The following is a 25,863-nucleotide window of genomic DNA, read 5'->3' as shown; positions in this document are numbered from 1 at the left end:
CTCCCACCTGTCCGCACCGGGGCCTCAACCACCGTGCCCGTCAGCGGCCTTGACCCCGATGAAACACTTCAATAGTTTCAGTATCTTCGACTCACACGGTACTCCCGCGGAATGGGGCCCCGATGACCGACGACACTGCTGCCGCCACCTTCACCACGCGCGCCCCCGCGACCGGCGAGCGCATCGCCGAGCACCCGGTGGACGGGCCGGAGCGGGTCGGCCGGGCCGTCGCCCGCGCACGGGAGGCGCAACGGTCCTGGGCCGCCCTGCCCGCCGCCGGGCGCCGCGCCCATCTGCTCCGCTGGAAGAGGGGGATCGCGGCCGAGCTGGAGACGGTGGCCCGCGCCATCTCCGAGGAGACCGGGAAGCCGGCCGGCGACGCGGCGCTGGAGGTGGTGCTCACGCTGGAGCACCTGGCCTGGGCCGCTCGTCACGCGGAACGCGTGCTGCGCCGGCGGAAGGTGGGCACCGGGGTGTTCACGGCGCACCAGCGGGCGACGCTGGCGTACCGGCCGCTCGGGGTGATCGGGGTCATCGGCCCCTGGAACTACCCCCTGTACACGCCGATGGGCTCCGTCGCCTACGCCCTGGCGGCCGGGAACGCGGTGGTCCTCAAGCCCTCCGAACTCACGCCGGGCACCGGCCTTCTGCTGTCCCGGCTGTTCGACGCGGCCGTACCCGCCCACGCGGGGCTGCTCACCGTCGTCACCGGTCCGGGCTCCACCGGGGACGCCCTCGCCAGGTCCGGGGTGGACAAGCTGGCGTTCACCGGGTCGCCGGGAACGGCCCGGAAGGTGATGGCGGTCTGCGCGGAGACGCTGACGCCGTTCCTCGCCGAGTGCGGCGGGAAGGACGCGGTGATCGTGACGGCGGACGCCGATCTGGACGCCGCCGCCGACGCCATCGTCTGGGGCGCCTTCAGCAACGCGGGGCAGACCTGCGCCGGGGTGGAGCGCGTGTACGCGGTGCGCGAGATCCACGCCGCGCTGTGCGAGCGCGTGGCCGAGCGGGCGGGGCGGCTGCGCCCGGGCGCCGGCACGGAGGCGGCGTACGGACCGATGACCCTGCCGGGCCAGGTGGACATCGTCGAACGGCATGTGGCCGGGGCGCTGGAGGCGGGTGCGCGGGCCGTGGCGGGCGGGCCGGAGTCGGTGCGCGCCCCGTTCGTCGCGCCGGTCGTGCTGACGGGCGTGCCGGAGGACGCGGCCGCGATGACGGAGGAGACGTTCGGCCCGGTGGTGGCGGTCAACGCGGTGTCCGGCGTGGACGAGGCGGTGGAGCGGGCCAACGCCTCGCGGTACGCCCTGGGAGCGGCGGTGTTCTGCGGCAGCGGGCGCTCCGGGGCGGCGATCGCGGCGCGGCTGCGGGCGGGGGCGGTGTCGGTGAACTCGGTGCTGGGCTTCGCGGCGGTACCGGCGCTGCCGTTCGGCGGTTCGGCGGACTCCGGGTTCGGGCGGATCCACGGCGAGGAGGGGCTGCGCGCCTTCACCTCCGCCCAGTCGATGACGGTTCAGCGGTTCGCCCCGCTGATCGCGCTGACCTCGTTCGAGGTGCCGGCCGCCGCCCGGGAGCGCGCGGTCCGGCTGGCCCGGGCGCTGCACCGGCGCCGTTAGGGCCTGTCGGGCGGATCCTCGCGGGGCGGGCCCCCAGCTGGGGCGTGCCGTTCAGGCGTCCAGCAGGGGGGCCAGGTAGCGGCGGGCGAAGGCGCGGGCCTGGTCCTCGTCGTCCATCTCGATGCAGCCGGCGGGGTTGAGGAGGAAGGACACGGCGACGCGGACCATGAGTTCGGCGACCGGGCGCGGGTCGTCGCCGGGCCGGCCCTCGGCCTGCTGGGCGCGACGCAGATGCCCCGTCAGGTAGGTCACCGTGGCGGAGAGCGTGGAGCCCCCTCGCACGGTCATGTACGGGAGCACCACCTCGGGTTCGAGGCGCAGCAGGCCGCCGAAGAGGGGGTGGGCGCGGGTGTACCGGAGGGCCGCGACGAAGCCCTCGACCACCCGGTCCTCCATGGTGGGCAGCCCGGCCACCGCCGCGTCCAACCGCTGGAAGAACCGCCCGTGCTCCCGCAGGAGGGTGGCCATGACCAGCTTGTCCTTGGTCTGGAAGCGCCGGAACACGGTGACCCGGGAGACACCGGCCCGCTTGGCCACGTCGTCCACGGAGGAGCGCCGCAGACCCAGCAGCGTGAACTGCTCCAGGGCGGCGTCCAGAATGCGCCTCGCGGTGGGGTCCTCCGTCTCCGACTCGGCGATGGCCCGGGTCAGCGCCGAGTCGTTCGTGTCAGTTCTCATGCCGCTCACGATACCGGCGCGACCCTCCCAGTGAAGCGATGAGACGGATAACATCACTTCGTATCAACTCTCCGACTCAGGAGGTCCATCCGATGCGCAGTCACCTCACCGAGGAACAGGCCGGATTCGTCGCGGCCATCCGTGATTTCGCCAAACGGGAGTGCGGCACCCGGGAGCAGCGCGACGCGCTGACCTCCGGCGGCCGCGAGGCCCACAACCCGGAGCTGTACGCCGGACTCGCCGCCCTGGGCTGGCTCGGGGCGTGCCTGCCCGAGGAGTACGGGGGCGCCGGCGGAGGGGTGGCCGACGCCTGCCTCTTCCTGGAGGAGACCTCGTACGGGATGGTCCCGGCCGGGGGCTTCATCACCACGGTCATCGCGGCGAAGGCGTACGAGTCCTTCGGCAGCGAGGAGCAACGGCGAACGGTGCTGTCCGGCGTCGTGAACGGCGACGTGCTGTCGATCGCCATGTCGGAGCCGGACGCGGGGTCGGACGTGGGCGCGCTGCGCTGCCGGGCCCGGCGGGACGCGGGCGGCGACTGGGTGGTCGACGGCCAGAAGACGTGGATCTCCAACGCGCACTGCGCCCGGCACATCCTCCTGGTGGCCCGCACCGGCGAGGACAAGCACGGCGGCCTGACCATGTTCCATCTGCCCGCCGGCACCGCGGGCGTGGAGATCCGGCGCATCGACACCATGGGCGGCCGCGAGGTCAACGACGTCTTCCTGACCGGGGTGCGGCTGCCGGCGGACGCGGTCGTCGGGCAGGTGGACGGGGGCTGGCGGCAGCTGATGGCCGGGCTGAACCACGAGCGGCTCTTCCTGGCGTCGAACATGCTCGGCCTGGCGCGCCGCGCCTTCGACGACGCGGTCGGTTTCGTGCGCGAGCGCGAGCAGTTCGGCCGGCCCGTGGGCTCGTTCCAGGCGCTGCGGCACCGGATCGCGGACCTGGCCACCGAGATCGAGTGCACCCGGCTGCTGGTCCGCGAGGTGGCGCTGCGGTGCGACGAGCGGCCGGGCGAGCTGTTCCCGCGCGAGGCGTCCATGGCGAAGCTGAAGGCGACCGAGACCGCGAAGCGGGCCGCCCTGGACGGCATGCAGATGATGGGCGGGTACGGCTACACGACGGAGTTCGACATGGAACGGCATCTGCGGGCCGCGGTGGTCTCCACGGTCTACGGCGGCACGAGCGAGATCCAGCGGGACGTCATCGGCAAGACGTACGGGCTCTGACACGGCCCGGGGCGCGGCGGGCGAACGCCGTGCCGCGCCCCGGGTCCCGCTCAGTCCCGGTAGAGCCCGGAGAGCGCGTCGGCGTACCGGTCGCGGATGACCCGGCGCCGCATCTTCAGCGAGGGCGTCAGCTCACCGGTCGCCGGACCCCACTCCTCGGCCAGCAGCTCGTACCGCTTGACCTGTTCGGTGCGGTTGAGGCGCGTGTTGGCGGCGGCGACCGCCCGGGCCACTTCGGCCAGGACGGCGGGATGCCGGACCAGCTCCGCCGGCCCCCCGGCCGCCGGAACGCCGTTGGCCGCGGCCCAGGCGGGCGCGGCCTCCGCGTCGAGCACCAGCAGGGCGACCAGGTAGGAGCGGTTGTCGCCGTGCACCATCGCCTGCCCGATCAGCGGGTGGTCCTTCAGCGCGTTCTCGACCAGGGCCGGTGACACGTTCTTGCCGGTGGAGGTGACGATCATCTCCTTCTTGCGGTCGGTGAGCCACAGGTAGCCGTCCTCGTCCATCCGGCCGATGTCACCGGTGGCCAGCCAGCCGTCCGCGTCCACGGCGGGCAGCACCGAGCCGTCCGGCCGGAGGTAGCCGGAGCAGACGGACGCGCCGCGGACCAGGATCTCCCCGTCCTCGGCGACCCGGACCTCGACGGACCTCACCGGGCGCCCCACCGAACCGAGCCGGAAGCCGCCCCTGGGGCTGTTGCTGGTGGCGACACCGGTGGTCTCGGTCAGCCCCCAGGCGTCCATGATGACGATCCCGAAGCCGGCCCAGAACCTCACGACGTCCACGGACATCGGCGCCGACGCGCTGGCCGACCAGGTCACCCGGTCCAGGCCGCCCGCCGCCAGCATCGGCAGCAGCACCTCCTCGCGGGCCCGCGCGTACCGCTTCTCCAGCTCGGCGGGCGGCGCCTCCCCCCGCTCCCGGTGTCCGACGTGCTCGCGCCCCACCTCGAACGCCTCCTCGATGGCCGCCCGCTGGTCGGCCGGCATCAGCGCGAGGATGCCGCGCACGGTGGCGGACAGCTTCTCCCAGATCCTCGGCACTCCGAAGAACTGCGCGGGGCGCACCTCGCGGACCACGGCGGCCACCCCCGCCGGGTCGGCGCAGAGGTGGACGTGCGAGGCGCGGTGGCAGGGCAGGTAGATGCCGAGCATCCGTTCGGCGATGTGCGCGAAGGGCAGGTAGCAGATGTGCTCGACGTGCGGTGGCAGCTCCACCACGGCGTCCAGCGCGAGGGCGTTGGACAGCACCTGCTGGTGGGTCAGGACGACCCCCTTGGGCTCGCCGCTGGTGCCGGACGTGTAGACGACGGTCAGCGTGTCCTCGGCGCGTGCCGCGTCCAGTTCACCGTCGAAGCCGTCCGGCACCGGTCCGCCGAGCAGTGCGGCGTACGGCGTGTGGTCCGCCTCCGCCCCCGGTTCGGCCACCACCAAGTGCTCCAGCGGGGTGCCGGCGTCGGTCAGCAGCGGCTCCCACACCGCCACCTCGGGCGCGCCGTCCACCACGGCGATCCGCGCCCGGCAGTTGCGGGCGATGTGGGTGATCTGCTCGGGCGCGGCGGTGCCGTAGACGCTGACCGGCACCGCGCCGAGGCGGACGAGCGCCAGGTCGGACAGCCAGTGCTCCGGGCGGTTGGGCATCATCAGCAGCACGCGGTCACCGCGGCCCACCCCGAGGGCCCGGTAGCCGGCGGCGAGGGCACGGGTGTGCTCCTCGACCTCCGCCCAGGTGTACGTGGACCAGCCGCCGTCCTGCCCGGCCGGCCGCCAGGAGAGCGCGGGCAGTGCACCGTACTGGTCCGCGTTGCGGGCCAGCAGCCGGGGCAGCGTGTCCTCGGCCGGGGCTTCACCGGTGGTGCGGATCATCGGGTCCTCCTTGCGAATGGCGGATGACGGATGGCGGCCCCGGGGCGGCCGCGGGCCTCACAGCCAGTTCCTCACGCGCTCGATCAGCCGGGCGGGGTCGGGACCGACGGGGGTCACGTTGAGCATGGTCACGCCCGACTCGCGGAAGACCTCGACGCGGTCGCGGACATAGCCCTCGGGACCGGCCAGGCACAGGCGTTCCAGCAGTTCGGCGGGGACGGCCGCCTCCGCCTCCTTCTTCCGGCCGGCGAGGTAGTGCTCCTGGACGGCCGCCGCCTCGGCCTCGTAGCCGTAGGAGCGGACGAGGTCGTAGTAGAAGTTGCGTCCGGGCGCGCCCATCCCGCCGACGTACAGGGCGACGGTGGGCCGCATGAGGTCGCGGACCTCCTCCGCGCCGTCCCCGATGGCCAGCAGACCGCCCGCCACGACCTGGAGCGGTCCGAGCGCGGGGTCGCGGGTGGCGGCGCCCTCGGCCAGGGCGCTCCCCCAGACGTCGGCGGCCCGCTCGGGGACGTACAGGAACGGCAGCCAGCCGTCCGCGATCCCGGCCGTCATCCGGACGTTGGCCGGGCCCAGCGCCGCGACGTAGACCGGGATGGTGGCGCGTACCGGGTGGTTCAGCAGCTTGAGGGGCTTGCCGAGGGTACCGCCCTTCTCGGGGGGCAGGGGCAGGTCGGTGATCCCGTGGTGCTCGATGACCTCGCGCCGCCAGATCCGCCGGGACAGCTCGATCACCTCGCGGGTGCGGCCGAGCGGACGGTCGTAGCGGCGGCCGTGCCAGCCCTCCACGACCTGGGGGCCGGACGCTCCGACGCCCAGGAGGGCGCGGCCCCCGCTGACCGCGTCGAGGCCGGCGGCGGTCTGGGCGATCAGGGCGGGAGTGCGCGAGTAGACGTTGACGACGGCCGAGCCGATCCGCATCCGGTCGGTCTTCGCCGCGAGGTACCCCATGACGGTCGGGGAGTCGAAGCCGTACGCCTCCGCGACCCAGACGGCGTCGAGACCCGCGGACTCCAGTGCGGCGGCCCGGTCGGCGGCGGCGCGCGGATCGCCCGCGTACGTCAGGGGTGAGGACAGTTCCATGGATTCCTCTCTCGGCACGCTACGGTCCGCCTCCGCTCGGTCACGTCCTACTGAGCGTTCGCTAAGAACCTAGAAGTGCACAGTCGGGCGGTCAACTCCCTTGCACTGCTGACTTTTTACGCCGTCTATCGGTACACCGAGGCAGGAAGTACCCTGTCGACGGAAAGACCCTGAACGATCGCTAAGTGGCTGGACCAGGCGAGGGGCACACCCGTACCGAGGAGATCAGTTGAGCACGCACACCCGTCAGGACGCCGCGCCGCCGGTGGAGCACTGGCGCTCCTACGGGCCGCTCGGTCTGCATCCGATCCTGCTGCACGCCATGGAGGCGTTCAACGAGCACGGCTACCACGGCACTTCGGTGCGGGACATCGCAGGGCGGGTCGGCGTGACCGTGCCCGCGCTCTACTACCACTACGCGAACAAGCAGGCACTGCTCGCCACGTTGCTGGAGACGTCCATCAAGGACGTGCTCGACCGTTGCCGTGCGGCCGCCGCCGAAGCCGGTGACGATCCGCCGGCCAGGTTCTGCCGGATGGTCGAGTCGATCGTGCTGTCCATGGCCCACCGGCGCCGACTGGCCTTTCTGGACACGGAGATCAGAAGTCTCGAACCGGAGAACCGGGCCCGTTACGTGGCGTTGCGCGACTACCTGGAGCACATGCTCCTGGACACCGTGGAGGCGGGCCGCGCCCAGGGCGCCTTCACCACGCCGATCCCCGCCGACGCGGTGCGCGCGGTGCTCATCATGTGCCAGGGGGTCGCCAACTGGTTCCGCGCCGACGGCCCGCTCACCGCCGAGGAGGTGGCCGAGCGGCACGTCCTGCTGAGCCTGGGCACGGTCGGCCACCGCCCGCCGCCGGACACCCCCTGAACGCCGCCCGACGAGAGGAAACCGTATGAACGCGCTCGAAGCCCGCGCCCGGTTCCAGGAGCTGCGCGGCCGGGACCGCCCGGTCCCGGCCGACGAACTGGACGCGATCTGGGCCGCATTGGACACCGTGCGCCCACAGGACATCCTCGGTGCGTGGAAGGGCGGCGAGTTCCGTACCGGCCACCCCCTGGAAGGGATGCTGGCCGAGGCCGGCTGGTACGGCAAGACGTTCGTGTCCGTGCACGACGCCAAGCCGCTGATCTGCCGTGACGCGGCGGGCGAGCTGTACTCCAACCAGGAGCTGGGCCAGGGCGAGGCCAGTCTGTGGACCGTCGAGTTCCGCGGCGAGGCGACGGCCACCATGGTCTACGACGGGCGCCCCGTCCTCGACCACTTCAAGCAGGTGGACGACGTCACCCTCATGGGCATCATGAACGCCAAGGGGACCCCCGCGGAGGGCCCGTACTACTACTTCTTCCTGGAGCGGGTGCCGCCGGAGGCCGGGCCGGCGGGCCGGCACGCGTGAGGCGCGTCCGCGCGGCGGTCGCCGAGGCCCCGGGCGCCCCGTTCACCGTCCGGGACGCTGTCCTCGGCGACCCGCGCCACGACGAGGTGCTGGTACGGATGGCCGCGGCCGGCCTCTGCCACACCGATCTCGGCATGCGCGACACCTGGCCGCGCCGGCGCACCCCGATGGTCTTCGGCCACGAGGGCGCCGGTGTCGTGGAGGCGGTGGGCGCGGACGTGTCCGGTCTCGCGACGGGCGACCACGTCTGCCTCACCTTCGCCAGCTGCGGCACCTGCGAACAGTGCGCGGCGGACCACCCCGCCTACTGCCTCGACGCACCCGTCCTGAACCTCTCCGGGGGCCGCGCGGACGGCACCACTCCCCTGTCCATGGGCGGCGCGCCCTTGTACGCCGGGTTCTTCGGGCAGTCCAGTTTCGCCACGTACGCCGTCGTCAGGTCCCGCGGCGTGGTGAAGGTGCCTCCGGAGCTCCCGGCCACGGTTGCCGCCCCGCTCGGCTGCGGCGGCCAGACCGGGGCCGGCACGGTGCTGAACCGGCTGCGGCCCCCGGCGGGTTCGGCGCTCGTCGTCGTGGGCGCCGGCGGAGTCGGGCTGAGCGCGCTGATGGCCGCGGTGGCCGTCGGCTGCGACCCGGTGGTGGCCGTCGACCCGGTCGCCTCCCGCCTGGCCCTGGCCACGGAACTCGGCGCGACGGCCGTCCTGGCCCCCGGGAACGGACTCGTGCGGACGCTGCGTGAGCTGACCGGTGGCGGCGCGCACCACGTCGTCGAGACCACCGGGCGGCCGGAGATGATCCGCCGGGCGGTAGCCGCGCTGCGCCCGCGTGGCGAGCTCGCCCTGCTCGGCCTCGGCGGCGAGGTGTCCCTCGACGTGAGAGGACTGCTCGCCAAGGGCGTCCGGGTGCACGGGGTGATCGAGGGCGACTCCGACCCCGGCCGCTTCATTCCCGAACTGGTCGCGCTGCACCGGCGGGGGCGCTTCCCGGTCGACCGGCTGGTCACCGCCTTCCCGTTCGAGGACATCCGCGCGGCCGAGGCCGCCATGCGGGACGGAAGCGCGGTCAAGCCGGTGCTCACCTTCGGCTGACCGGTCCGGCCCGGGTCCCGCGCGGCGGCCCCGTGGCGCGGCCGGCCGCACCGTTTCGGGTGGGGCCGGCCCGCTGACCCCGTGTGATTGACTGATCGGCATGGTCCCAGCCCCCCGCTCCGCCCGTCCGGCCGCGGCCGGGCGGGCCGCCGCGACCCGGCCGCGCAACCGCAGACAGCTCGTCGTCGAGGCGGCCGGACGGGTCTTCAGCGAGCGCGGGTACCACGCGGCGTCCATGGAGGAGGTCGCCGCGAAGGTGGGCATCACCGCCGCCGCCCTCTACAGGCACTTCCCGAACAAGTACGCCCTGTTCGCCGAGTGCGCCGACGTCATGGTGGACGGACTGGTATCCGCCCTGGACGAGGTGCCGCCCGGGGCGCCCCTGCCCGATGTGCTCCTGCCCCTGACCCGGATCACCGTCGCCCATCGCGCGTCGGGCGGTGTCTACCGGTGGGAGGCCCGCTATCTGAACCGCGAGGACCGGCGGCGCCTCGCGGCCGGGTTCGGCCGCCTCGTCGCACGGGTCGAGGAAGCGGTGCGGCGCGAACACCCGCTGGGGGACGCGCGGCTGCGCGCCGTGGCGGCGCTCGGCGCGATCGGCTCCATCACCATGCACCACACCTCCATCGCGCAGCGGCGCGCCGAGGACCTCCTGCTGACGTCGGCGCTCGGCGTCGCCGCCTGCGGCCCGGCGGCCGAGCGGCGGGCCGCGCGCCCCGTCGAACTGCCCGCCCATCCGGTGCCACGCACCCGGCGCGCGGAGATCCTGGCGGCTTCCGTGCCGCTGTTCGCCCGGGACGGCTTCGCGCAGGTGACGAACGGGGAGATCGCCCGGGCCGTGGGGCTCACGCCGTCCGCGCTGTACCGGCACTATCCCGGGAAGATCGACATCCTGGCCGCGGCGTGTCTCCAGGCCGCGGGACTGCTCGCCCAGGGGGTGGAGCAGAACCTGCGCGGAGTGACCGACCCGCACGAGGCCGTCGTCGCACTGGCGGCGACCTACGTGGCGTACAGCTTCGAGCACACCGAGCTGAACAGCGTGGCGGAGGCGGAAGTCGTCGGCCTGCCGGCAGCCATGCGGCGGCCCCTGGCCCTCGCCCAGCGGGAGCACATCGCCGTCTGGGAGCAGCAGTTGCGGCTGGCGCGCCCGGAGTTGGACCCGCGGCAGGCCCGGGTCCTGGCGCACGCGGCATTCGGGGTAGCGGTCGAGGCCGGGCGCGGACTGCGGTGGCGGGACGGCCCGGGCCACCGCGCGGCCGTGACGGCGCTGGTCGTGAGCGCCCTGGGGCTGTGAACGCCCCGGGCCCGGGGAACGAGGCCGGGCCCTGCGTACGGCCCTGGGCTTTCGCACCCCCGGCCCTTCGGACTCCGGCCGAGGGGCCGCCACGCGCGGGGCGGGGCGGCCCGGCGGTGTTCAGCCGGCCCGGTTGCCGGTGGGGATGGTGATGGGGGTGGTGGTCCCGGAGGAGCCCTTGTTGAGGAAGAGCATCGCCAGGCCGCGCACCATCTGGTCGATCGCGTAGAAGGTCCCCGGCATGACGGGCGAGAGCCCTTCGCGGAACAGGATGTACGCGGGCCAGGCGGTGCGCACCAGGCCCGCCGACAGGTAGTCGCGTTTCAGGCCGAGCCAGTCACCGACGTCGTCGCTGAGGACGTAGCGCACGAACTCGTTGAGGAAGCCCCGGGTGACACCCAGGTCGATCTGCGCGGTCAGGCCCAGCAGCTCCTCGGCCAGCGCGATGCCCTCGGTCGTCGGGGTGAGGATCGGGGTGAGCACCTGTGCCGACTGCGCCTCGGCCTGCGCCCAGCTCTGCGGGATGTGCTCGTCCGGTACGCCGAGGAGGTGGATGGCCACCTGCCACGAGTGCAGGAACGCCTCCTGGTCGGCGGCGGAGAAGGGGACCCTCCAGTCCAGCAGCTTGCGGTGCACGTAGGTGCCCAGGCTGTGGAAGGTGACCAGGATGTCGGCGGCGCTGATCGGTATGGACTCGTCGGCGACGGACCGCCAGTGCGGTGACTGCGGGAGCAGATGCCGCACCGCCGCGTGCACCACCCGCGTCTTGTTGGCGGTGACGACGAACTGCCCCTGTGGGCGGAACGCCCCGAGCTGGGCCAGGTCGTATCCGAAGGTGAACGTCTTGGCCGCCCGGTCCTGCATCTGGGCGCCGCCGGCGGACCAGTAGACGCTTCGGGCCTCGCGCGGGATGACGGTGCTCATGATGCCGCTGCCGAGCCCGTACAGCATGAACAGGTAGGTGTCCTTGCGCCGGTTGAAGTCGGCCGCGCGGTCGAGTTTGGTCTGGTCGGCCCAGGAGGGCAGCCGGTTGACCTGGTTCAGGTAGGCGCTGAACTCGGCGGGAAGCCCGCTGGGCAGCGGGTCGTTGTTGTCGACCCACGCGCCCCACGCGCGGTTGATGGCGGGGACGTGGCCGTTCTCCAGCATCTTCACCATCAGTGGATCCGCCAGATCGTCCCAGATCCACTGGGGCCCGGTCCCGTCGGCGGCCACGGCCGCCGGACCCGTGGCCGCCCATGCCCCGGCCGGGGCGGCCGCACCCGCGAGTCCGAGTGCCGCGCCGAGCGTCAGTAGTTTGCGCCTGCTGAGATTCTCCATTGACTTACCCGCTTCCCTGATGGACCAGACGGTTTCAGGAGCCCGCACAGACATGCTGTCCGGGAACCTGATGCGCTGCGGACCGCGTCGAGCAGAGGTGATGTCACATGTGATTTTCGATTAACATAGCGAGGCGCGACGCTGCCGACAATGGTGGTGACGGAAGCGGTTTGACGGCGCGCCGCCCGGACCGCTCCACGGTCCGGGCGCGCTTGGGCCGTCAGGGCATCCTGACCGTTCCCTTCGGCGCGCACTGCATCTGCTTCTCGGAGGGGATCTCGCCGCACACGCTCATGGAGTCGAGCGGCGCGTCCTTGGAGACCCCGAGCATCTTGGTGTACGAGTCGTGCTCGAAGCGGATGAAGGCGTCCGACTCCATCCCCCGGGCGTCCTTGATGATCACCTTGTCGCCGACGGCCCCGCCCTCGATCCGCCCCCAGACCGCCTGGCAGGCGGCGCTGTAGCGCAGTTCGATCTGCATGCCGCGCAGGTAGGTGCTCCTGACGGTCTTCGCGTCCCACTGGCACTCCATGGCCTGGGGATCGTTGCGCCAGCAGGTGTCCGACGTGCACTTGACCTGGATGTCCCCGGCGCCCGGGACGAGGTCCGCGCCCTGTCCGCCCGCCTTCCCGCCCTCGGCGCGGGTCTTCGCGGCGTCCGGGCCCTGGTCCGCTCCCGCGAGGTACGGGGAGAGCAGTCCGGTCGCCACCGAGCCCATCAGGGCGCCCGCCGCGATGTAGCCGATCACCGCGCAGCGCCGCCGCCACGACACCCCGGGCCGCTCGCCCGGCGTCCGCGCCCCGGCGGCCGGGTCACCGGCGGTGGTGCGCGTGGCCGTGGGCCCCCGGCCGACCGTGACCGGCACCGGGTCCGCGACCGGCGCGCCCGCCCTGGCCAGCAGGTCGAGCAGGGGTTCCGGCGGGGTGCCCGCCACGGCGGCCAACTGCTCGACCGCCACGGGGGTCGGCAGCTGCTTGCCGTTGAGGAACCTCTCCCACGAGGAGCGGCTGTAGTGCGTACGGTCGGCCAGCCCGCCGAAGCTGAGCTGAGCGCCCTCCTTGATCCTCCGCATCTCCGCGCCCAGTTGCGCGCGGACCGCTGCCGTGGCATCCAGTGCCGGGTTCTTCGGATCCGACTTCGCGTTCGACATGCAGGAGCCCCCCTCGTCATGTGCGCCCCACGCGTCGTCCCCTCCCCCGGGCCGACGCGGCGCGAGGGACACAATAGATCGGGCGTACGACAGCTCCGCAGCAGTTCAAGCGCGTGGCGCGGCGCGAATACGGGCCTGCCCGTCGCACCGGCCGCCGACCCCTTCCGGGCATCCACGAAGGTCTGCGCGGGTTGCCAGGAAACCGTGCACGCGATGCCAACTTCCGGCACGGGAGCGTCGTCGCATCGCCGTCACCGGCCCCTGTCGCCGCCCCCGCACAGCGCATCTGCTCGGCAGTCCGGCCGGGGTGAGGCGGCTCCGCGAAACGCCGAGGGGCGGCTCCGGACCTCTCCGGAGCCGCCCCTCGAAGACCCGTGGCGACGAGTCGGCGCACGCTCAGTGGTGGCCGTGGGCGGTGCTCGACGCCCCGCTGAACAGCCGGGCGACGGCCCGGAACGGCAGCGTGACCACCGTGGCGATGGCGCCGCCGATGGAACGGAACACATCCGCGATCGCCTTCAGCATGGCTACTCCTCTGTTCGGTCGCACCCCTCCGCCGGAGTGCCGCGGTTCTCTGTCCGCGACCGGGTACCCCGGCTCCCGGCGGAAAAACGTCGGGGCCCGGCGCCGGACGACGGCCAAGGGCCGGTTCCGAAACCTCCGAAACCGGCCCTGACCTGCGACTGCACCCAGCCGGGACGACAGGATGCGACCCTGCGACCCCGTGGCCCCCGGGAGCGAGAGGTCCAGCTCTCCTCTCGCGTGCACGGACCGTGCCTCAGCCCTCCCCTCGCAGCGGACCCGGTTGCCGAGACCCCCTGGCCGGCAGCCGCCTACGCGCCCGGGCTCACCCTCGACCAGCACCTCGCCGCCCACGGAGCGCTCACCGGCGGCACTCTGTTCGCCTTCACCACCGGCGCCGCCCAGGTCCACGCCGCGGTCCACGCCGCCGGAGCCGTGCATCGGGATGTCCTGCGTCAGCCACCCACTGGCGCGTGCCCACCGAGGGCCGGCTGCTGCGAGGACGGCTGTCTCGGAGCGCGTGAAGATCAGGCGTTCCACCACTCGTCGGCGGCACAGCCGACTTCGTAGTGCCACCACCCGTCCTCTTGTCCTCGGGTCAGGAGCGCCCTGATCTCCTGGAAGTCGCCACCGGCTGGTGCGTTGAAGGCCGCCATCGGGCTGGGGAACTTGTGCGTTGCGGTCTCGTCTGCGTCAGCCGCGCGGTGGCCACGCCGACAGCGCTCAGCGATCTGTGGATGCATTTCCGGGCACTTCTCCTTGCGCGTCGCGGGCGGGTTGTCGCTGACATGGGCATGCATTTCTCGCCAACGGGGCGGCGGCGTGGCGGGCTTGACACGGCCTCATGATCGTCCGGTGATACGCTCGCGTGCACATGCCACGCGCGTTTTCGCCTTGGCGTGGCTACAGCCAGGGGGGCTCTCCGGGCGGTGACGTCTGCCCACATTGGAGGGTCCGCTTGGACAGATTTCGAGAGCTGGACCACAGCCCCTCATTAGAGAGTCAGATGACGAATTTTTGGCAGGATCCGACAGTCTGGGCGCTTGCCGTCGGCGTCGCTGTCGCCGCCACGGTAATCACTCGCCAGCGAAAAACGATCAAGGCGCTGCGTCGGCAGAAGCTCGGCCTTCAGGATGAGCTGACCGCATGGCAGGGGCGGTCCGCCGGCCTCGAGTCCACCGTCACCGAGCTGCGCAGCGGCTACGACGAGGTGGTCCGCCAGGCCAAGGAAGAGGCGGAAGAGGCCACCAACACCGTACTGAAATCGGCGATGCGGACCCTTCAGGGCCTCGCCGCGGAGCAGCAGCGGGCCATCTCCGGGCTGCAGCAGAAGTACGGCGACTCGGCCATGTTGCGGGACATGTTGGACATCGACCACATGAACTCGCAGTTCAACCGGCGTGCGCAGTCCATCGCCGTGCTGTGCGGCGGGTGGCTCGGCCGGCAGCGGGAGGCTGCGTCGGTTTATGACGTGATCCGCGGAGCGCAGGGCCGTATTCGGCATTACCAGCGCATCGAGATCGCCTCACGGGTCGATTTCGCGGTGACAAGTCGTGCCGTCGAACCGATCGCACTGACCGTGGCCGAGCTGCTCGACAACGCGACCAGCTATTCCGAGCCGTCCACCATGGTCGAGGTCGAGGTGCGGACGGTGCCCCGGGGCATCTGCGTCGTGATCGACGACGCCGGTGTCGGTATGAGTGAGGAAGAACGGACGAACGCCACCGCGCTGCTGTCCAGCGGGTCGGCGGTGAGCGTATCGGAGCTCGGCAACCCTCCCGCGTTCGGTTTCGCGGTGATCGGTGCCCTGTGTGCGCGGTTCGGGTTCACGGTCACCATCGACAGCACCTCTCCCTACGGCGGCGTCCGCGCAGTGGTGATGGTGCCGAAGGAGCTGTTGACCGAGATGCCCGAGCCCAAGACGCCCAGCACCACACAAGAAGTCAGAGCCGCTGCGGCCGACCGGGCTTCGGCTCCTGCGGCGGCAGAGGGCGGGTTGCCGCGGCGACGGAACAAGCGCGGCATGGCGGTCGTGCCCGACAGCGGCCGCAGGCCCGAGGAAGCGCGGCCGGCCCTGTCGGCGGAGGCGCGCGTGGCGGCCATGGGCGCGTTTCAGCGCGGCACTCTCAGCGGTCGAGGTGCGGGGGTACCGGCCGCCGAAGGCGATAGCACTGCCGATTCACACGAAGGATTCGATGCCCCGTGAGCGACGACCTGTCCTGGATGCTCGAGGACGCCCTGCAGATCCCGCATGCCCTCCACGCGGTCCTGATCTCCGCCGACGGCCTCCAGATGTCCCGTACCGCGGAGATCGACAGGGGCGATGCCGACAAGGTCGCCGCCGCCGTCTCCGGCCTGCAGTCGCTCAGCCGGGCCGTCAGCTTCTTCTGCGGTGAGCACGGAGCGAACTGGCGCCAGACCCTCATCGAGTTCGACGGCGGCTGGGTGTTCCTGAACGCCGCGGGCGGCGGCAGCTACCTCGCCGTGGCGGCATCGGCCGAGGTCGACATGCAGGACATCACGTACCGGATGCAGCAGCTGGTCAGCCGGCTGGGCAAGGCGATGTCCACCGGTCTCCGCGGCGACACGGTCACCTCATGACGGAACCGGTCGGTCCTGAGACGGAGTTCGTGACCGAGGCCCAGGAATTAGTACGCCCCTACGTCATCACCCGGGGCCGTGACCTCCCCGACGAGGGTGAGTTCGCCCTCATCACCCTCGTCACGACGGCCGACGACGAGCAACAGCGCCCCCAGCGGCTCTCGCCCGAGGAGCAGCAGCTCCTCGAGATGTGCTCCAGCGGCTACCTCTCGGTCGCTGAGGTGTCCGCGCACTCCCAGCTGCCGCTCGGGGTGGTCCGGGTGCTGCTCAGTTCCCTCGCCGAGGGGGGCTATCTCGTGACCCGGGCGCCGGTTCCCTCGGCCCGTCCCACCAACAAGGCCTTGCTCAAGGAGGTGCTCGATGGCCTCAAGGCTCTCACTGTCTGAGGACGCCTACGTGCCCAGCGGCGCAGAACAGACCGCAGTGAAAATCCTGGTCGTCGGGCACTTCGCCGTCGGCAAGACCACCCTGATCGGTTCACTTTCCGAGATCACGCCGCTGTCCACCGAGGAGCAGATGACGACGCTTTCGGAGCGCGTCGACGACCTCAAAGGGGTTCAGGGGAAGACCACCACCACCGTTGCCCTGGATTTCGGCCGGCTGACGCTGAGCGAACGCATCGTTCTGTATCTGTTCGGCTCCCCCGGACAGCAGCGGTTCGTGAGTCTGTGGGACGACACGGCCCGCGGAGCACTGGGCGCCCTGGTGCTGGTGGACCCCGAGCGCCTGGCCGACTCCTTCGACGTCATGGACCTGGTCGAGAGCTACGGCCTCAATTTCGCCGTGGCCATCAATCACTTCGACGGCGGTACGGTCCACTCCCCGGAGGCAGTCCGGGAGGCGCTCGACCTGCTGCCCGACACCCCCGTCGTCACCATCGACGCACGCGACGAGAAGTCGTCCGTCGACGCCCTGATCACCTTGGTCCGCTATCTGTACGAGCGCGCCGACCTGGAGCACGCATGACAACCCCCTCTGTACCTCCGCCCGGCTGCCCCGCGCACGGCAGCGGGCAGCGCATACCCCTGGACAGCGCGGAGTTCGCCGCCCATCCGCACGCGTACTACCGCTACATGCGGGAGCTCGGCCCCACGGCTCCGGTCACCATCGCCCCCGGTGTCGAGGCCACGCTGGTGACCGACTACAACGCGGCTCTGGAACTGCTGCAGGATTCGACGACCTTCCGCAAGGACTCACGCCGCTGGCGCGCACTGGCTGAGGGCTGCATCCGCCCCGACAGCCCGGTCCTGCCGCTGCTGGGCTACCGGCCGAACGCGATGTTCACCGACGGCGCCGAGCACGTACGGCTGCGGCAGGCCATCACCGACTCCTTCACCCGCGTCAGCAACAAGCGGCTGAGCCGGATCGTCAGCCAGGCAGCCCAGTTCCTGATCAACCAGTTCAGCGCCCGCGGCAGCGCCGACCTGCTCCGCGACTACGCCCAGCAGCTCCCGCTGTACGTGTTCAACGAGCTGTTCGGCTGCCCGGCGGAGATCGGTGACCGGGTGCTGTTCGGTATCTCGGGCATGTTCGACGGAGTCAACGCCGAGGCGGCCAGCCAGGTCCTGCTCGGAGCGGTCAGCGAGCTGGTGGCGCTCAAGCGCTCCCAGCCCGGGGAGGACATCACGTCCTACCTGATGCAGCATTCGGCGCAGCTGAACGACGAGGAACTGGCCCACACGCTGGTGCTGCTCCTCGGTGCGGGCGGCGAGCCGGAGGGCAACCTCATCGGCAACGCCTTCTACACGATGCTGACCAACGAGGAGTTCGCGCGCCTGGGGCAGTTCGACAAGGCCTTGGACGACACGCTGTGGCGCAATGCCCCGATGTCCAACTACGCGCCCCATTACCCGGTGGTCGACACGGACGTGGCCGGGGACAAGGTGCGCGCCGGCGACTTGGTGCTGGTGTCCTTCGGCGCCGCCAACACGGCACTCGCGGACCGCGGTGCCGACACCCGCGGCCACCTCGCCTGGAGCGCGGGCCCGCACGCCTGCCCGTCGAAGGACCCGGCCAGGCTGATCGCCCTGACGGGCCTGGAGACGCTGTTCAACGCCCTGCCCGACGTGGAACTCGCCGTCCCCGCGGACAGCCTGGCCTGGCGGCCCGGTCCCTTCAACCGGGCCCTGGCCTCTCTGCCCGTGCGGTTCAACGCAGTCACTCCCCGCGCCGCGGCCGCACCGGAGCCGACATCCGTGCCCCGCCACCAGGCGCCCCCTGTCGCGGCCGCGCCCACGCCCGCGGCGCCGCAGCCCGCCGGCAAAACGGGGCGCTGGAGCAGCTTCATGAAGTGGCTGACGAACCAGTAGCCCACACCCCTTGTGATGCATGTGACACAGGCAGTTGACACAGACCGCATGAGAGATCAACTTCCTGGGTAGAACGGCGCGGAGTGTCTGGAGTGACACAAGATGAAGGAGAGACATTGGACCTCGCAAGCATCTCCGCGCCCCCATCCGCGAGCGCCCGACCGGGCCCACGGCGCACCACCCCCCGCAGACGGAACGCGTGCGGGGGCGGCGAACCCGACCAGCCGCAGGACCGAATACCCGCTGCTCCCGGCAGCGCACCGGCCCCTGCCTCCTCCCTCGTCGGCCGAGCACGCCCCCGTACCCCCGCACCGTCCCGAAGCGGCAGGCGCCACGACGTGCGAGGCACACGATGACCTCCCGCCCCGGCCCCGGCGTGCCGGCAACCAGCCCCGGTGAGACGACGCTCGGCGAGCACGTACTCGGCCAACTTCGTCGCCTGGGCACCACGGTGGGCCTGAGCAAGGCGGACACCGAGCTGTACGGACAGGTCCTCGTCGACTCCCTCGCGGGCGCCGCTCACCGGCCGCTGTCCCTGCCGCCGGCCTCGCCCACCTTCCTCTCCGATGACCACACCCCCGTCGAGTTCTCCCTCGCCGCCGCTCCGGATGCCGCCCCGGCCCTGCGCGTGCTCGTGGAGCCCGGGTGGGCCCACCACGACATGGTCGACAGCGGCCGCGCCGGACTCGCGGCCATCCGCGCCATGGGCACCCGATGGGGCTTCTCCACCGACCGGCTCGACGCCCTGGCCGACCTGTTCTTCCCCGCTGCGGCACAGGGCCCCCTGGCCCTGTGGTATGCGCTCGATCTGCGCGCCGGAGGGGTCCCAGGGGTCAAGGTCTACCTGAACCCCTCCGCCTCCGGCCCGGAAAACGCGGCCCGCACCGTGCACGAGGCACTGCTGCGGCTCGGCTACGACCGGGCCTTCGAGCAGCTGCCCCCGGCGGCGGGCTACCCGTTCCTCGCTCTGGACCTCGGCGCCTGGGCGTCCCCCCGCGTCAAGGTCTACGTGAGACACCCGCGTATGTCAGCCGATGACGCCTGCGCGCTCAGTCGTACCTCCGGCGCCACAGCGGCCGACATCCGCTCCTTCTTCCACGCGGCCGCGGGCTCCCTCGCGCCGTCCGGGCGCGGCGGAGACGACACCCTGCGGCTGGTGCGGCGGCCGGCGCTCACCTGCCACTCCTTCACCGCGGGTGACAGCGACCCGAGCGGCTTCACGCTCCACATTCCCGTTCGCGACTACGTGCGCGACGACGAGGAGGCCCTCGCCCGCGCCACAGCCCTGCTGAACCGGGCCGGTATGGACGCCACGGTGCTGAACCGAAGTCTGGGAGCGCTCACACAGCGACCCCTCGCCGACGGCGTGGGACTGATCGCCTACCTGGCCCTGGTGTACGAGCGCAACCGGCCGCCCCGGCTCACCTCCTACCTGAGTGCCGAGGCGTACCGCGTCCGGCCGCCGCAGGAGCAGTACCAGCGGCACCCCTGGATGCCTGCGCAACGCACTCAGAGCGACATGAACCTCGGGCACCAGGCCGTCGGCCACGTCAGCCCGCACAGCACACAGAAGGAAGTCACGTGGAGCCCTACCGCATCAAGGTCGTAGAACCTCTTGCCTTCACCACCCGGGAGGAGCGCGAGGCCGCGCTGAAGCGGGTCGCCTACAACCCCTTCGATCTGCGGGCCGACGAGGTCACCATCGACCTGTTGAGCGACTCCGGGACAGGTGCCATCTCCGCGGACCAGCTGGCCGCGGGAATGCAGGGCGACGAGTCCTACGCCGGCAGCCGCTCCTTCTACCGGTGGCACGAGGTCGTCTCCGAACTCACCGGCTACCCCCACATCCTGCCGGCCCACCAAGGCCGCGCGGCCGAGCGCGTCCTCTTCTCCTCCCTGCTGCGGCCCGGCACGAGCGTGCTGTCCAACACGCACTTCGACACCACCCGCGCCAACGTCGAACTGACCGGCTGCACGGCGTACGACCTGCCCTGCGCCGAGGCGAAGGACCTCGACAGCGATTTTCCGTTCAAGGGCAACATCGACCTGGTCGCCCTCGAACAGGCCTTGGAGAACGCGGACCGGACACCCGTCGCGGCCGTGCTGATGACCATCACCAACAACGGTGGTGGCGGCCAGCCGGTCAGCATGGACAACCTGCGCCGCACCGCCGAACTGTGCCGCCGCCACAACGTGCCGATGGTCCTCGACGCGGCCCGGTTCGCGGAGAATGCCTGGCTGGTGACCCAGCGCGAACCCGGCTATGCCGACCGCACCCCGCGCCAGGTCGCCGAGGAGGCCTTCCGCCTCGCGGACGCCTGCGTCATGAGCGCGAAGAAGGACGGGATCGTCCACATCGGCGGCTTCATCGGCCTGAAGGACGCCGAACTCGCCGAGCGGTGCGGGGGTCTGCTCATCGCCACCGAAGGTTTCACCACCTACGGCGGTCTGTCCGGACGCGACCTCGACATGATGGCCCGCGGCCTCCTCGAAGTGACCGAGCCGGCCTACCTCGCCGAGCGTGCCGACATTGCCGCCTACCTCGCCGCACGCATCCGCGAGGCCGGTGTCGACATCGTGGAACCCGCCGGTCTGCACGCCCTCTACGTCAACGCCGGGCGCCTCCTGCCCCACATCCCCGCGCACCAGTACCCCGGAACCGCACTCGTATGCGAGCTCTACCTGCGCGGAGGCATCCGCTCGGCGGAGCTGGGGTCGCTGTATCTCGGCGAAGAGGACGAGCAGGGCAACCCTGTCAAGACGGCGCCGTACGAACTCGTACGGCTGGCGCTCCCCCGACGGGTCTACACCCGCAGCCACTACGACCACGTGGCCGCCACTCTGGCGGACATCGCGAAGAATCCTGAATCGGTCCGCGGATACCGGGTTACGGGCCAGTCCCCGATCCTCCGGCACTTCAGCATCAAGCTGGAACCCGTGACAGCCGGCGCCTGATCAGCACTCTTTGTTCCTTACGACGCGAGCCCGGCCGTCAGGTCCCGCAGCAGTGCAGACCGACCGGCCGTACCGGTCCAGCGGCAGCGTGGCAGCCGAGGGACGGCCCCGCCCCAGTGAGGGGAGGGGCCGTCTTCCGTTCTCGCGCACGCGCAGGACCCACCACTGCCCGGTGACACGGCCGCGGATGCCGGCAAACCGACGAGGGCGGCCAAGGCGAGACCGCTGATGGACGAAGGCCTTCGGCCGGGTGCCGGGACAGATCCCGGTCGGCCCCCGACTGGCCCCGGGAAATGATCAGGGCCGGTGTCGGATTTCTCCGACACCGGCCCTGATCTGCGACTGTCTCCAGTCGGGACGACAGGATTTGAACCTGCGACCCCTTGACCCCCAGTCAAGTGCGCTACCAAGCTGCGCCACGTCCCGCTGCCCCTCACCCGGTCCGGCCGGGTGGCGGCTGCAGGGAAAACATTACCTCACTCGGTGGACCGGATCGACGCGCGTGCCTGCTGGGCGCGGGCGGCCAGTCCTTCCGCGCCGCAGGCGGTCGCCAGTTTGTGGCCGCGGGCCAGTTCGCGGGGCGAGCGGATGGCGATGCCGTAGTCGACGAGCGCTTGGGCGAACTCGTAGCCGGAGGGGGACGCCTCCAGGTGGCGGACCGCCTCGCCCAGGAGGTGTGCGGACTCCTCCGGGCGTGCGAAGAGGGACACGCAGCGCAGGGCCTCGCCGATGGCGGTCTCCGTGCCGAACCGCTCCGCGTGGACCCGGGCGGTGTTGGCGAGCTGGGCGGCGCGGCCCGGGTCCTCGTCGGCGAGGGCACGGGCCAGGTCGCCGGCCCAGGGGCCCCAGATGCCGTTGAACCTGCCGCGCGGTTCCAGCGCGCGCCCGGCCGCCTCCAGCTCGGTCACCGCTTCCTTCGTACGGCCTTCGGCCAGCAGCAGGCGGCCCCGGACGCAGGGGGCGTCCGGCAGCACCATGGCGCTCGGGTACGGCAGGCCGAAGTCGTACTGGTCGGCGATCTTGCGGGCCTCGGGGACCTTGCCCCGGGCGAGCAGGGTGTCGATGAGCAGGCAGGCCGCGTCCCAGTGGACGGGGAGCCCGCTGCCGACGCGGTCCGCGAGGCGCAGTCCCTCGCGCAGGAAGCCCTCCGCCTCGGCGAGGCGGCCCCGGCGGCGGTGGACCAGGCCGAGCAGCGTGTGCGCGAAGGCCAGGTGGGCACCGCTCCAGCCGGAGATCTCGAAGGCCCGGACCGCCTCGCCGAACAGCTCCTCGGCGCGGTCGAGCCGGTCCGTGAAGGCGTAGGCGATCCCGACCATGGCGGGGAGCTCGAAGCCCCACTCGGAATCGGTCCAGCCGAGTCCGCGTGCGGGGTGGCCGTCCACCAGGGCGCGCTCGCAGAAGTCGACGATGATCTCGGCGTTCTCGCCGCGCAGCATGGCGTCGAAGGCGCGGAGGGTGAGCAGGGCGCGTTCGGCGTTGTCCCGGCCGGTGAGGTGGTCGGCGTTGGCCGCCAGCCGGCGCGAGCGGCCGGGGCCGTCCTCCTCGGTGGCCTGCATGCCCTCCCAGAGGAAGTGGGCGGCCTGGAGCCGCATCAGGCCGGGCCCGGGTGCCGTGCGCTCGGCCTCGGCGGCCAGGGCGAGGGCCGCCTCCTTGAGCTGGTTGTTGTGGGACAGCGCGGCGGCGAGCCGGAACGTGGCGTCCACCCGCAGCTCGTCCGCAAGGCCGGGCATGTCCAGGGCGGCCCGCAGGTGCTGCACGGTGGTGGCCGGGGAGCTGAGCAGCGTGGCGCAGCCGAGCTCGTACAGCAGGGTGGCGCGTACGTCGTGGCGCGGCGGCTCTTCCAGCGCGCGCTCCAGGCAGCGACGGGCGGCCTCGGGGCGCCGACGGCGAGGTGCTGCTTGGCGGCGGCGCGCAGTTGCGCGACGAGTTCCTGGTCGTCGTCCGGGTGGACCTCCAACAGGTGGCGGGAGGCCGCGGCGGGGCCGAGACCGGCGTCGGTGATCGCCCAGGCGGCCCGCCCGTGCATGGCGGTTCGGGTGGCCGGCGGGATCGAGCGGTAGATGGCGGAGGCGATCAGCGGGTGCACGAACTCCAGCGGGTCGAAGCCGCTGACGATGCGGGCCTCGCGCAGCCGGGCGGTGCAGTCCGCCGCCTCGGCGGAGCTCATCCCGGCCAGGGTCGCGGCGAGGTCCTGGGAGATGTCGGTCCCGAGGACGGCGGCCGCCCAGGCGAACCGGTTGGCGTTGGTGCCGAGCCGTTCGAGGCGGGCGACGAGGCCGCTGCCCCGGGCGGAGGCTCCGAGTTCGCGCAGGAGCCCGGCGGCCTCCTCCAGCGGGGCCAGCTCCTTGTCCTGGACCTTGGCGACGAGCTCGACCGCCTCGTACGGGTTGCCGCCGGTGACCGCCCAGACCTCGCGGCAGAACGGGTCGTCGGCGTGCTCGCCGAGGGTGGCTCGGACCAGTTCCGCGGTGGCGTCCGGGGTGAGGGCGCGCAGGGCGACCCGGATCTGCGCGGGGTGGCCGTCGGCCGCGTTGCGCGCGGCCTCGCGGGCGGCCAGCTCCTCGGGCCGGTGGGCCTGGACGACCAGCACGCGCAGGTCGCCGAGGCGGGCGGTGAACGAGGAGAGCCAGGCGAGGGATTCGCCGTCCGCCCAGTGGGCGTCGTCGATGACGAGGAGCAGCGGGCGGTGGCTGAGCCGGGACGCGAGCCGCTTCACGACGTAGTCGAGGCCGTCGCGCACACCCTGCGGATCGGGCTGCGGGCCGGAGGGCTCGGCCAGGCCCAAGGCCGGGGCGGCGCTGTCGAACCAGGGGCCGAACAGGGCCCGTACGTCGTCGGGCGGGAACTGGCCCAGGGCCGGCTGGAGCAACTGGCGTACGACGTGGAACGGCACCGAGGTGACCGTCTCACCGCCGCGTGCCGACCAGATGGTGCACCGGTCCGCCGCCATGGCCTGGATCTCCTCCAGGAGCGCGGTCTTGCCGATGCCTGCCTCGCCGCTGTAGATCAGCAGCCCGCCGGTGGCCTGTGCCCCGCACAGCGCGTCGATGGCTTGTGCGGCAGTGGCGAGTTCCGGTTCGCGCTCATAAAGCGGCCGGGACGGCTTCATGCCTACCCTCCCCCAAAGTGGTGACCATGGTGGTCGAGCCTAGTCGCGCGCGGGGTTCCACGGGCAGTGGTTCGGACAGTTCGCCGCAGGTGCGGGGCACAATCGGGGTGTGAACGAGACACGCAGGGACCGGGACTCCGAGGGACGGGCGCAGAACGCGCGCCCCCGTGACGGGCTGGGACGCCCGCTGCCGTACGGGACGCCGGGGGTGGAACGCCAGCCGGAGGGCGTCGAACGCACCGCCGGTGAGACGGTCCGTGAGGCGCAGAGGCTGCTGGACGCGGGGATGCCGTTCCACGCGCACGAGGTGTTCGAGGACGCGTGGAAGGCGGGCCCTGACGCGGAACGGGAGTTGTGGCGCGGCCTCGCCCAGTTGGCCGTGGGCCTGACCCATGCCGCCCGGGGCAACGCGACGGGCGGGGCGCGGCTGCTGCGGCGCGGCGCGGCGGCGCTGGAGGCGTACGGGGCCGGTGAGGCGCACGGGATGGGGCTCGGGGAGCTCACCGGCTGGGCGCGCGAACTGGCGGTGCGGGTGGAAGGCGCGGGCGCGGGGCCGGTGGACGCGGCGGCGGAGGCACCGAGGCTGCGGGCGAACCAGCCGTGAGGCACAAGTCGGCCTGCTTTCGACGGTGTTGGTTGACAACGGAGAACGGGCCGGGTCGCAACCATTACCATCCCGCGTCATGAGCACTTCTGACCAGGACCGAGCCGCGGACGCCCCGATAGCCGAGGACACCGCCGAAACCACCGTCGAGGGCCGGGCCGAGGACGTCGCGGACGGGCTTGCGGACGGTCTCGCCGAGGGCGAGGACACCGACGGGCGCCGGCTGACCCCCCGGCAGGCGAGACGGCTGCGCGTCGTGCTGTCCTCGGTCGGGATGGCGGCGATGGCGGTGGTGCTCGGGCTTCGGCTCGCGAGCCGCGCCTCCGTCCTGGTGGTCGGGGTCTACGGGCTGGCGCTGATCCTCTGCGGGATCGTGATCGAGTTGAGCCGGAACGGACGTACGAGGCTGGGCAGTTGGCTGCTCGCCGTCGGGCTGGTCGCCGCGATCGGCTCGGACTGGCTGCTGATTCCCTGAGCGGCCGCCCCCGCTCAGCCGAGCCGGAGTCGCACCCTGCCGCCCCGCGGGTCGACGCGTCCCAGCCAGTCGGCGGCGAGGGAGAAGGAGCGGCCCGGCGCGACGGAGCGCACCAGTCGTTCGCGGTGCAGCAGTGCCCCGTCCTGGACGGCGACGAGCAGCGGCACGGTCAGCCGCCGGCCGGTCCGCACCAGGAGCCGGCGCCCGCCGGGTCCGGCGAGGTTGGGTGCGATCCATTCCAGCGGTGCGGCGACGGCGAGCGGCGGGCCGCTCGCCGGCCAGGTCCCGGCGGCGAGGTGGGCCAGCACGGGTCCGGTGACGGCCCGGCCCTCGCGGGCGGCGGTGGCCGCGCTCTCCCCGCCGTGCAGGAGGTTGCCGACGGCGAAGACCCCCGGCAGTCCGGTGCGGTGGGCGGGGTCGTGCGCGGGGCCGCGCGTACCGGGGTCCATCGGGAGGCCGCCGCGCCGGGCGAGTTCGTGGTCCGGGATCCAGTCGGCCGTGAAGACCACGGTGTCGCAGGCCAGGGTGGCGGTCCGGCCGTCCGCGTGGCGCACGCGGACGCCGG

Annotated in this window: 23 protein-coding genes, 1 tRNA gene and 1 pseudogene; 15 read left to right on the top strand and 10 right to left on the bottom strand. The window is 72.3% G+C overall.

Annotation, left to right across the window (positions count from 1 at the left end; translation table 11 throughout):
* Positions 1-122: 122 nt before the first annotated feature.
* Complete coding sequence (locus tag G3I41_RS05590; RefSeq protein ID WP_164399191.1) at positions 123-1,613, top strand: aldehyde dehydrogenase family protein; 1,491 nt, start codon at positions 123-125, stop codon at positions 1,611-1,613.
* Positions 1,614-1,664: 51 nt separating this feature from the next.
* Here G3I41_RS05590 and G3I41_RS05585 read toward each other — a convergent pair whose 3' ends face one another.
* Positions 1,665-2,291 (bottom strand): TetR/AcrR family transcriptional regulator, encoded by a 627-nt coding sequence (locus G3I41_RS05585; protein WP_164399190.1) that lies wholly within the window; start codon positions 2,289-2,291, stop codon positions 1,665-1,667.
* Between the two features lie 92 nt (positions 2,292-2,383).
* On the opposite strand from G3I41_RS05585, the gene G3I41_RS05580 reads away from it, so the two are divergent.
* Positions 2,384-3,523, top strand: a complete 1,140-nt coding sequence (locus G3I41_RS05580; RefSeq protein WP_164399189.1) for an acyl-CoA dehydrogenase family protein — start codon at positions 2,384-2,386, stop codon at positions 3,521-3,523.
* A gap of 50 nt (positions 3,524-3,573) precedes the next feature.
* On the opposite strand, the gene G3I41_RS05575 is transcribed toward G3I41_RS05580, so the two are convergent.
* Entirely contained in the window at positions 3,574-5,388 is a 1,815-nt protein-coding gene (locus tag G3I41_RS05575) for an AMP-dependent synthetase/ligase (RefSeq protein WP_164399188.1), read from the bottom strand.
* 57 nt (positions 5,389-5,445) lie between these two features.
* On the bottom strand, positions 5,446-6,471 hold the full coding sequence (locus tag G3I41_RS05570; protein WP_164399187.1) for an LLM class F420-dependent oxidoreductase: 1,026 nt from the start codon (positions 6,469-6,471) through the stop codon (positions 5,446-5,448).
* Positions 6,472-6,700: 229 nt separating this feature from the next.
* On the opposite strand from G3I41_RS05570, the gene G3I41_RS05565 reads away from it, so the two are divergent.
* From G3I41_RS05565 to G3I41_RS05550, 4 genes are all read left to right on the top strand, one after another.
* Positions 6,701-7,345: a TetR/AcrR family transcriptional regulator gene (locus G3I41_RS05565; protein WP_164399186.1), complete on the top strand. Its 645-nt coding sequence runs from the start codon at positions 6,701-6,703 to the stop codon at positions 7,343-7,345.
* 25 nt (positions 7,346-7,370) lie between these two features.
* Entirely contained in the window at positions 7,371-7,871 is a 501-nt protein-coding gene (locus G3I41_RS05560) for a DUF4334 domain-containing protein (protein ID WP_164399185.1), read from the top strand.
* Complete coding sequence (locus tag G3I41_RS05555; RefSeq protein ID WP_164399184.1) at positions 7,868-8,959, top strand: NAD(P)-dependent alcohol dehydrogenase; 1,092 nt, start codon at positions 7,868-7,870, stop codon at positions 8,957-8,959. The genes G3I41_RS05560 and G3I41_RS05555 overlap by 4 nt, the downstream gene beginning before the upstream one ends.
* 100 nt (positions 8,960-9,059) lie before the next feature.
* Entirely contained in the window at positions 9,060-10,253 is a 1,194-nt protein-coding gene (locus tag G3I41_RS05550) for a TetR/AcrR family transcriptional regulator (RefSeq protein WP_164399183.1), read from the top strand.
* A gap of 120 nt (positions 10,254-10,373) precedes the next feature.
* Here the strand turns inward: G3I41_RS05550 and G3I41_RS05545 are convergent, their stop codons facing one another.
* The 4 genes from G3I41_RS05545 to G3I41_RS36665 all read right to left on the bottom strand — a co-directional run bounded on the left by G3I41_RS05545 (position 10,374) and on the right by G3I41_RS36665 (position 13,901).
* Positions 10,374-11,573 carry an oxygenase MpaB family protein gene (locus G3I41_RS05545; protein WP_164399182.1) on the bottom strand — a complete coding sequence of 400 codons (1,200 nt, stop codon included), beginning with the start codon at positions 11,571-11,573 and terminating at the stop codon, positions 10,374-10,376.
* 220 nt (positions 11,574-11,793) lie between these two features.
* Positions 11,794-12,723 (bottom strand): XRE family transcriptional regulator, encoded by a 930-nt coding sequence (locus G3I41_RS05540; protein WP_164399181.1) that lies wholly within the window; start codon positions 12,721-12,723, stop codon positions 11,794-11,796.
* Between the two features lie 396 nt (positions 12,724-13,119).
* A complete protein-coding gene (locus G3I41_RS37355; RefSeq protein ID WP_275408390.1) occupies positions 13,120-13,248 on the bottom strand; it encodes an LPFR motif small protein in 129 nt (42 codons plus the stop codon).
* Between the two features lie 524 nt (positions 13,249-13,772).
* On the bottom strand, positions 13,773-13,901 hold the full coding sequence (locus tag G3I41_RS36665) for a DUF4265 domain-containing protein (RefSeq protein WP_239081493.1): 129 nt from the start codon (positions 13,899-13,901) through the stop codon (positions 13,773-13,775).
* Between the two features lie 350 nt (positions 13,902-14,251).
* Here G3I41_RS36665 and G3I41_RS05535 point away from each other — a divergent pair, with 350 nt between their 5' ends.
* From G3I41_RS05535 to G3I41_RS36655, 7 genes are all read left to right on the top strand, one after another.
* On the top strand, positions 14,252-15,451 hold the full coding sequence (locus tag G3I41_RS05535; protein WP_239081492.1) for an ATP-binding protein: 1,200 nt from the start codon (positions 14,252-14,254) through the stop codon (positions 15,449-15,451).
* On the top strand, positions 15,448-15,846 hold the full coding sequence (locus G3I41_RS05530; RefSeq protein ID WP_018552722.1) for a roadblock/LC7 domain-containing protein: 399 nt from the start codon (positions 15,448-15,450) through the stop codon (positions 15,844-15,846). Before G3I41_RS05535 ends, G3I41_RS05530 begins: the two co-directional genes overlap by 4 nt.
* Entirely contained in the window at positions 15,843-16,232 is a 390-nt protein-coding gene (locus G3I41_RS05525; protein WP_164399180.1) for a DUF742 domain-containing protein, read from the top strand. The genes G3I41_RS05530 and G3I41_RS05525 overlap by 4 nt, the downstream gene beginning before the upstream one ends.
* Positions 16,207-16,812: an ATP/GTP-binding protein gene (locus G3I41_RS05520; RefSeq protein ID WP_164399179.1), complete on the top strand. Its 606-nt coding sequence runs from the start codon at positions 16,207-16,209 to the stop codon at positions 16,810-16,812. The genes G3I41_RS05525 and G3I41_RS05520 overlap by 26 nt, the downstream gene beginning before the upstream one ends.
* Positions 16,809-18,155: a cytochrome P450 gene (locus tag G3I41_RS05515; protein ID WP_164399178.1), complete on the top strand. Its 1,347-nt coding sequence runs from the start codon at positions 16,809-16,811 to the stop codon at positions 18,153-18,155. The genes G3I41_RS05520 and G3I41_RS05515 overlap by 4 nt, the downstream gene beginning before the upstream one ends.
* A 352-nt stretch (positions 18,156-18,507) precedes the next feature.
* Positions 18,508-19,764: a tryptophan dimethylallyltransferase family protein gene (locus tag G3I41_RS36660; RefSeq protein WP_164399177.1), complete on the top strand. Its 1,257-nt coding sequence runs from the start codon at positions 18,508-18,510 to the stop codon at positions 19,762-19,764.
* Positions 19,737-21,110 (top strand): tryptophanase, encoded by a 1,374-nt coding sequence (locus G3I41_RS36655; protein WP_164399176.1) that lies wholly within the window; start codon positions 19,737-19,739, stop codon positions 21,108-21,110. The genes G3I41_RS36660 and G3I41_RS36655 overlap by 28 nt, the downstream gene beginning before the upstream one ends.
* A gap of 352 nt (positions 21,111-21,462) precedes the next feature.
* Here the strand turns inward: G3I41_RS36655 and G3I41_RS05500 are convergent.
* Positions 21,463-21,536, bottom strand: a tRNA-Pro gene (locus G3I41_RS05500).
* Between the two features lie 50 nt (positions 21,537-21,586).
* A pseudogene (locus G3I41_RS05495) lies at positions 21,587-24,219 on the bottom strand (AAA family ATPase).
* A gap of 109 nt (positions 24,220-24,328) precedes the next feature.
* On the opposite strand from G3I41_RS05495, the gene G3I41_RS05490 reads away from it, so the two are divergent.
* Positions 24,329-24,823 carry a DUF309 domain-containing protein gene (locus G3I41_RS05490; protein WP_164399175.1) on the top strand — a complete coding sequence of 165 codons (495 nt, stop codon included), beginning with the start codon at positions 24,329-24,331 and terminating at the stop codon, positions 24,821-24,823.
* A 79-nt stretch (positions 24,824-24,902) separates the two neighbouring features.
* Positions 24,903-25,298, top strand: a complete 396-nt coding sequence (locus tag G3I41_RS05485; RefSeq protein ID WP_164399174.1) for a hypothetical protein — start codon at positions 24,903-24,905, stop codon at positions 25,296-25,298.
* Between the two features lie 14 nt (positions 25,299-25,312).
* On the opposite strand, the gene G3I41_RS05480 is transcribed toward G3I41_RS05485, so the two are convergent.
* Positions 25,313-25,863, bottom strand: a 551-nt coding sequence (locus tag G3I41_RS05480; protein ID WP_164399173.1) for an FAD-dependent oxidoreductase, incomplete at its 5' end; no start/stop codon positions are given.

The sequence above is a fragment of the Streptomyces sp. SID9727 genome (genome assembly GCF_010550605.1).
In the GTDB taxonomy this organism is placed as follows: domain Bacteria; phylum Actinomycetota; class Actinomycetes; order Streptomycetales; family Streptomycetaceae; genus Streptomyces.
The sequence above is the reverse complement of the archived record's forward strand: the minus strand, read 5'-3'. Positions and strand labels throughout refer to the sequence as shown.